This window comes from Scytonema sp. UIC 10036 (genome assembly GCF_009725235.1).
Genome location: NZ_WJFC01000347.1, coordinates 1 through 7485, shown reverse-complemented (window position 1 = coordinate 7485; position 7485 = coordinate 1). Strand labels below are relative to the sequence as shown.

Genomic DNA, 7485 nt, shown 5'->3' with positions numbered 1-7485 from the left:
CCCCAGTCCCTACCCCCTATCCCCTAATCTCTAGTAGACACAACAGTACTGGGTGCAGCTATCATTGCTGCGATTGTCGGTTCACTCCAACGTGCTAACCAATTGGGTTGGATACCATAAATCACAATCAGCACTGCTAATACAACTGCAGGCGCACGTTCTGCCCAAGAAACACGAGGTAAATTTGAAACCTGTGGGGATAAGCGTCCAAAAAAGGCACGGTTTGTGAGCAGCAAGAAGTAAACAGCTGTTAAACCCGTACCAATCATGGATAGAAGGGTTTGCACTGGAAACACTGCAAAACTGCTGCGAAAAACGATGAATTCAGAAATAAACCCTACCATGCCCGGTATACCAGCACTTGCCATAACGCCCAACACCATCAAACTTCCAATCACTGGCATTCCTCGTTCGGGATTGAGCAGCCCTCGCAAAGTATCTAAGTCACGGCTACCGGCTTTTTTATAGACAATTCCCACAAGTAAAAACAAAAGCGCAGAAATTAACCCGTGGCTGATCATTTGCAACATAGTTCCCAAAACACTGAGCGGTGTTGCTGCCGCAGCTGCAAGAAGCACATAGCCCATGTGTCCTATGGAACTATATGCCACCATTTTCTTCATATCTTTTTGGGCGATCGCACAAGATGAGCCATAAAGTACGCTCACGACTGCCCAAGTTGCCAGTGCGGGGGCGAGATAATGCCAACCCTCTGGTAACAAGTTCATTCCAAATCTGAGCAAACCATAAGTTCCCAACTTGAGCAGCACCCCGGCTAACAGCACCGAAACAGGTGTGGAAGCTTCAACGTGAGCATCGGGTAACCAAGTATGTAGGGGAACTAAGGGAATTTTGATGCCAAAACCAATTAAGATTCCTAACAGCAATAGAACTTGAGTTTCTAATGTTAAAGTTTGGGTACTTATGGCATCCAACGCAAAGCTAGAAGAACCGCTCAGCCAAACGATACCGAGAAAACTCGCTAAAATGATGATTCCAGAAACAGCAGTGTATATGAGAAATTTAGTAGCTGCATAACCGCGTTTTTGTCCACCCCAAATAGCTATCAATAGGTATAGGGGAATAAGTTCTATTTCATAAAACAGGAAAAACAGCAGTAAATCTTGTGCGATAAAAGCTCCATTAACCCCTGCATTTAAGAGTAGGAGTAAGGAGTAGTAAAAGCGAGGACGACTAATTTCTGTATCGCTACTGTAGATGGCAATACCAGTTAGCAACCCGTTCAAAAGTACCAACGGTAACGACAAACCATCTATTCCAAGACGATAGTTTAAACCTAGAGTCTCTATCCAAGGCAAAAACTCGGTGAATTGTTGATTGACTTCTGAGAGGTTAAACAAACTTGCCAGTACTAATGTCCAAATGAAAATCACACTGGCAATGACCAAAGCAAATCTCTTACTAGCTTTTGGAGTCATTCCAAAAGGTAAAAAACTGATGAATGCCGCACCTAGCAATGGCAACAAAATTAAAGTACTGAGCATATTTTGTCCTTTGTCATTTGTTATTTGTCCTTTGTCATTTGTTATTTGTCCTTTGTCATTTGTTATTTGTCATCTGTTCTTACTAACAACTAATGACTAATGACCAATGACACTTGACCAATGCCCAATGCCCAATGCCCAATGACCAATGCCCAATGCCCAATGACCAATGCCCAATGACCAATGCCCAATGCCCAATGTCCAATGCCCAATGACCAATGATTAATGACCAATGACCAATGACCAGTGACTAATGACCAACTAATTAGGAAACCTAAAACACTGACGCCAATGAGGATAGTCAATAAATAACCTTGTGAACGACCTGAGACGCTGTACTTTAAGGATTGCCCGCTAAATATTGTCGCAAATCCTACTAGGTTGATGAAACCATCCACTAAATAGCGATCGCTCCAAGCAGAAAATCTAGAAAGCAATGCGACTGCACTCACTACTGTGACTCGATAAACTCGGTCAATGTAAAAGTCATAACCCAATAAATCTTGTACAAATCTCCATGCCAGAATTCTGGATCGTGACCAAGCTTTGTGCAGGTAAATACTAGACCCGATAGTCACTCCTACTAAGCTAGATGACAATAAAATAGCTACTACGTACCAATTTATACTCTGCCAATCTGGAAGTAAGTACCATTGCTGTAGCATGAGAGGGACTAACAAAGTGACTGTGGTAAGTGCCACCATTGGAAATGCCATTGGCCAAGCCACTTCTGGCGCACGGCGGGTTTTTGGTTGTGCCTCTCCCCAAAAAACTAACCTGAAGACTCTTGTTAAATTTAATGCTGTTAAACCATTCACAAGTACCAAAATTCCAATCACCCAAGGGCTAACCAAAGCTAAACCATCAGCCCAACCTAACATTGCCCAAAAGCTTCCCAATGGTAGCAGCGTTACCATACCGGCTGAACCAACAACAAAGGCAGTGGTGGTTGCTGGCATGCGCGACCACAACCCACCCATTTCTGTCAAGTCTTGCGTGCTGGTGGTGAATATGACTGAACCAGAACTCATAAATAGCAGTGCTTTTGCAACAGCATGAGTGAATAACAACATCAGAGCAACGCCCCCTTGTTGCATTCCGACTGCCAAAAATGCCAAGCCCATATATGCACTTGTGGAATGGGATAGTGCTCGCTTAATATCAATTTGGGCAATTGATACCAACGATGCACCGACTGCTGTCACTGTACCCATAATAATTAAAGCGTTTAGGGCAACTGGAGACAGTGCTAGAAGTGGTTGTAGTTTATACAGTATGTAAGCTCCACCAGCCACTACCATTGAGTTCCGCATCACCGAAGCTGGGTTGGGACCTTCCATAGCTTCATCCAACCACAGGTGTAGGGGGAACTGAGCGCATTTACCAGCAGGTCCTGCTATTAATGCCAAACCCAGTAAAGTTGATGTGACAGGGCTTAACTCAGCTGTTTGTGCCCATTCATATAAATCTGAGAAATTTAAGCTCCCTGCCATGTTGGAAAGCGTGACAACTCCCATAAGTAGGAGTAAGTCTCCCACTCGTTTGGTCAAAAATGCATCTCGTGCTGCTGTTACCACCAGAGGTTGTGCGTACCAGAACCCTACCAACAAGTAGGTAGAAAGAGTCAGCATTTCTAAGAGGGCATAACTGAGAAATAAGGAATCACTGATAGCTAATCCACTCACTGCTGCTTCAAAAAATCCCATTAAGGCAAAGAAACGCGCTAATGCCCAGTCTTTCTCCATGTAACCTAGGGCATAAATTTGTGCCAGCAAACTTAACCCGGCGATCATCGCTGTTGCGCCAATACTGACAGGAGAAATGTCCAAAGCAAAGGACAAATCAAAATCTACAGCCTTAAACCAGGTAATGACAAAATTTTCTGGTTCGCTATTCCAAATATCTACAAATACCAGCAGACTGTGAACAAAAGCCACAACAGTTGTTAACAGGTTGAAATAAGCGGCTGGTCTGGGTCCTGTACGTTTAACAAGCCCCATTGCCCAAGGTAAGGTTAAAATCGCACCGATTAACCCATAAAAAGGTATCCACCAACTGGTTGAAAACAGAAACTGATTCATCTAAAGATTCCCTAGAAAAAAATGTTTTTATGATTTGATGAAATGGTTTTCATCCCCCGACCATCTTGGAGAATTCCAAATGGATTCTTCAATACGACTTTTTCATTTTTTACCTCTAACATACAAAAAAAAGATAATATCCCTGAAAAAAACATCATTTTCCTAACCTTTCTCGGTCTCCATTGGTGAAATTGGAATTGCTAATGATAAAAACCCAGTTTATAAGGTAGATAATTAAAAATTATATATTTTCTTTATACAGTTTCTACACGGCTAGCAAAAAGCGAGGAAAGACAGCAGAAGAACACGCCCTCGCTTTCAGTCATTCCTCTTCGGATAGAATTTCGGCTTGTATGAACTTGCCTTAGCCAATGTCATAAAAAAATTATAAAGCAGAAGTGGCTGCTCTAGGAATCTGTGAAGTTCGGTTGAGCAAAATCACCTCCCTTAATTTATGTTAAGTTTTTTAAAACTTTTTTATTACAAACTATTATGGTAATTTATATTGCCAGGGGTGCTAAGCTTTTCTATGCTTAATTTGGATATGCTTTTCAAGCTTAAGATCGGCGTACCCGTCTAAATTTTCGGTTCTTCAGTACATATTGCAATAACTTATTCAGGAGTTCTGCGATGCCAATTGCAGTTGGGATGATTGAAACAAAGGGGTTTCCAGCAGTAGTGGAAGCAGCAGATGCGATGGTGAAAGCCGCTCGCGTCACTTTAGTAGGGTATGAAAAAATCGGCAGTGCTCGGGTTACTGTAATCGTTCGCGGAGATGTATCTGAAGTACAAGCTTCAGTTGCTGCGGGAGTTGAAGCAGCCAGAAGAGTCAATGGCGGTGAAGTTGTATCCACTCACATTATTGCCCGACCCCACGAAAACCTAGAATACGTCTTGCCCATCCGCTACACCGAAGCGGTGGAGCAATTCAGGACGTAAGGATGCTTTGATTTTGGATTTTGGATTTTGGATTTTAGATTTTAGATTGGGGGATTTGGAATTGGGGATTGGGGATTGAGGATGCGTGGATGGGGTTGCTCAAGCATCAAGCTAGGGACTAATATCTCGTAAACTAAACTCCAAGAAACTAGTACAATGCGGCGGAAATAAAGCAACCATTTCAAACAGGCAAAAGCCTTGATATTCCATACTTTTGACTTTTGACTTTTGACTTTTGACTTTCGCCTTGCGGTACTAGGTTTTATCTAGAACGCATACCTTGACTCACAAGCGAGTGGGTTAGCAGTATAGAAGCCAGTTTTGAAATCCAAAATCCAGAATCCAAAATCCAGAATCCAAAATCCAGAATCCCAAATCCCAAATCCCAAATCCCAAATCCCAAATCCCAAATCCATAAGTTTTGTGTTCATTTTTTAAGCATAGAGGAACAAAATCCATGTCAATCGCAGTAGGAATGGTTGAAACGCTGGGCTTTCCAGCAGTTGTAGAAGCAGCAGACGCAATGGTGAAAGCAGCTCGTGTAACCTTGGTAGGCTATGAGAAAATTGGAAGTGGTCGTGTAACAGTTATTGTTCGGGGGGATGTTTCGGAAGTACAAGCTTCTGTTTCTGCTGGAGTTGAATCCGTAAAGCGAGTCAATGGCGGACAAGTTCTGTCCACACACATCATTGCTCGTCCTCACGAAAATTTGGAGTATGTTCTGCCTATTCGATACACCGAAGATGTAGAGCAATTCCGCGAAAATGTTAATGCGATTCGTCCCTTTGGTGGTAGAAGACCATAACGTGTAATGCAAATTGCAAAAGTTCGCGGCACAGTAGTGAGCACGCAAAAAGATCCAAGTCTGAGGGGTGTAAAACTACTGCTGTTGCAATTGGTAGACGAAGAAGGACGTATTCAGCAAGAATACGAGGTAGCAGCTGATAGTGTGGGTGCTGGAGTAGATGAATGGGTACTGGTTTGTCGTGGCAGTGCTGCCCGTCAAATTTTAGGAAATGAGCAACGTCCTGTAGATGCAGCCGTCGTGGCAATAATTGATACAGTTCACGTTGAAGATCGGCTGATTTACAGCAAAAAGGATCAGTATAGGTAGTTGCTAATGGCTAACGGCTAATGGCTAATGGCTAATGCAACAATTAGCAATTAACAATTAGCGATTAGCAATTAACAATTAGCAATTAGCAATTAGCAATTAGCAATTAGCAGTTAAGAGGAGGAATTTAGTCATGGCAGTTAGCAGCACGGCGGCACCCCCAACCCCGTGGTCAAAAACTTTAGATGAGCCGAAAATCCATGAAAGTGCCTTTGTACACCCTTTTTCTAACATTATTGGAGATGTACGCGTTGGTGCTAATGTGATTATTGCACCAAGTACTTCTATTCGGGCAGATGAGGGTACGCCTTTTCATATAGGTGAAAACACTAATCTACAGGATGGTGTAGTAGTTCATGGATTGGAGCAAGGACGGGTCATCGGTGATGACCAGGATGAGTATTCTGTATGGATTGGTAGCAATGCGTCTATTACCCATATGGCTCTCATTCACGGACCTGCCTATGTCGGAGACAGTTGTTTTATCGGCTTTCGCTCAACAGTGTTTAACGCTAGGGTAGGGGCAGGTTGCATTGTCATGATGCACGCTTTGATCCAAGATGTGGAAATTCCTCCTGGCAAGTACGTACCTTCTGGAGCAATTATTACTACTCAGCAGCAAGCAGATCGCTTGCCAGATGTGCAAGACCAAGATAAGCACTTTGCCCATCATGTTGTAGGTATTAATCAGGCTTTGCGGTCTGGCTATCTTTGTGCCGCAGATAGTAAGTGTATTAGAAGAGTTAGAGACGAACTAGATAAATCTTATACAAGCAACGGTGTTAACGGATTAGAAAGGAGTAACGACGTGGCGAGCAGTAGCTTGGGTGCTGAAACAGTAGAACAGGTACGCTACCTGTTAGATCGAGGGTACAAAATTGGCACAGAGCATGTTGACCAAAGACGGTTCCGCACAGGCTCTTGGCAAAGTTGTCGCCCCATAGAAGCGAGATCCGTTGGGGAAGCAATCTCACTTTTGGAAGGTTGTCTGAGCGATCATTCTGGAGAATATGTACGCCTGTTTGGTATTGACCCTAATGGCAGACGGCGTGTGTTGGAGACGATAATACAGCGTCCGGATGGAGTCGCAAATACATCTTCTACTTTTAAAGCTCCTACACCAACGAGCAGCAGCTACAACGGTAATGGCAACAGCAACAGTACAAGTACGAGTAGCAACAAAATCAACGGTGACATAACACAGCAAATCAGCCAGTTATTAAACCAGGGTTATAAAATTGGCATGGAACACGTAGATGAGCGTCGCTTCCGCACGGGTTCTTGGCAAAGCTGTACCCCCGTAAATGCAACAAGTACAAGAGAGGTAGTTGCTGCATTAGAAGAATGTATGAGCAGTCACCAAGGTGAGTACGTGCGGCTGATAGGGATTGACCCCAAAGCTAAGCGTCGGGTACTAGAAACCATCATTCAAAGACCGGGAGATCCAGTTTCTTCAATTAGATCCACCAGTTCAAGCTCTAGTGCATCTTCCTCAAGCTACTCCTCCTCGAGCTACTCTACAGCAACCGCCTCAGCGACCAGTACCCGTTTAAGTTCTGAAGTCCTTGACCAGCTGCGACAGCTTATTGCTAGTGGGTATAAAATTAGTGCAGAACACGTAGATCAACGGAGATTCCGCATGGGTTCTTGGTCTAGCTGCGGACAGATTGAAGCTAATTCCGCATCACAAGCAGCAGCAGCATTGGAAGCTTTCCTAACAGAGTATCCAGGAGAATACTTGCGCTTAGTTGGCATTGACCCCAAAGCCAAGCGCCGTGTAGCAGAGGTGATTATTCAACGTCCGTAGTTTAGGGGACAAGGGGGACAAAGGTAGACAAGGGGGACA

At 43.7% G+C, this 7485-nt stretch carries 6 protein-coding genes and 1 pseudogene; 4 read left to right on the top strand and 3 right to left on the bottom strand.

The window, feature by feature from the left end; translation table 11 throughout:
* Positions 1-23: 23 nt before the first annotated feature.
* Together F7734_RS59710 and F7734_RS59705 are read right to left on the bottom strand one after the other, a co-directional pair.
* Complete coding sequence (locus F7734_RS59710) at positions 24-1505, bottom strand: NADH-quinone oxidoreductase subunit M (RefSeq protein WP_155753592.1); 1482 nt, start codon at positions 1503-1505, stop codon at positions 24-26.
* Positions 1506-1756: 251 nt separating this feature from the next.
* Positions 1757-3586, bottom strand: a pseudogene (locus F7734_RS59705) (NAD(P)H-quinone oxidoreductase subunit F); the annotation flags it as partial.
* Between the two features lie 630 nt (positions 3587-4216).
* Here F7734_RS59705 and F7734_RS59700 point away from each other — a divergent pair.
* On the top strand, positions 4217-4525 hold the full coding sequence (locus F7734_RS59700; protein WP_009457333.1) for a BMC domain-containing protein: 309 nt from the start codon (positions 4217-4219) through the stop codon (positions 4523-4525).
* A gap of 266 nt (positions 4526-4791) precedes the next feature.
* On the opposite strand, the gene F7734_RS59695 is transcribed toward F7734_RS59700, so the two are convergent.
* Positions 4792-4956 (bottom strand): hypothetical protein, encoded by a 165-nt coding sequence (locus tag F7734_RS59695; RefSeq protein WP_155753590.1) that lies wholly within the window; start codon positions 4954-4956, stop codon positions 4792-4794.
* Between the two features lie 26 nt (positions 4957-4982).
* Here F7734_RS59695 and F7734_RS59690 point away from each other — a divergent pair, with 26 nt between their 5' ends.
* The 3 genes from F7734_RS59690 (at position 4983) to F7734_RS59680 (ending at position 7446) form a co-directional block, all read left to right on the top strand.
* A complete protein-coding gene (locus F7734_RS59690) occupies positions 4983-5330 on the top strand; it encodes a BMC domain-containing protein (RefSeq protein WP_017747342.1) in 348 nt (115 codons plus the stop codon).
* A 6-nt stretch (positions 5331-5336) separates the two neighbouring features.
* Complete coding sequence (locus tag F7734_RS59685; protein WP_155753589.1) at positions 5337-5639, top strand: EutN/CcmL family microcompartment protein; 303 nt, start codon at positions 5337-5339, stop codon at positions 5637-5639.
* 133 nt (positions 5640-5772) lie between these two features.
* A complete protein-coding gene (locus F7734_RS59680; protein ID WP_155753588.1) occupies positions 5773-7446 on the top strand; it encodes a ribulose bisphosphate carboxylase small subunit in 1674 nt (557 codons plus the stop codon).
* Positions 7447-7485 lie beyond the last annotated feature (39 nt).

Coding starts and splice junctions, on each gene's coding strand:
- F7734_RS59710 (WP_155753592.1), bottom strand. CDS start 1,505: ATGCTCAGTACTTTAATTTTGTTGCCATTGCTAGGTGCGGCATTCATC.
- F7734_RS59700 (WP_009457333.1), top strand. CDS start 4,217: ATGCCAATTGCAGTTGGGATGATTGAAACAAAGGGGTTTCCAGCAGTA.
- F7734_RS59695 (WP_155753590.1), bottom strand. CDS start 4,956: ATGAACACAAAACTTATGGATTTGGGATTTGGGATTTGGGATTTGGGA.
- F7734_RS59690 (WP_017747342.1), top strand. CDS start 4,983: ATGTCAATCGCAGTAGGAATGGTTGAAACGCTGGGCTTTCCAGCAGTT.
- F7734_RS59685 (WP_155753589.1), top strand. CDS start 5,337: ATGCAAATTGCAAAAGTTCGCGGCACAGTAGTGAGCACGCAAAAAGAT.
- F7734_RS59680 (WP_155753588.1), top strand. CDS start 5,773: ATGGCAGTTAGCAGCACGGCGGCACCCCCAACCCCGTGGTCAAAAACT.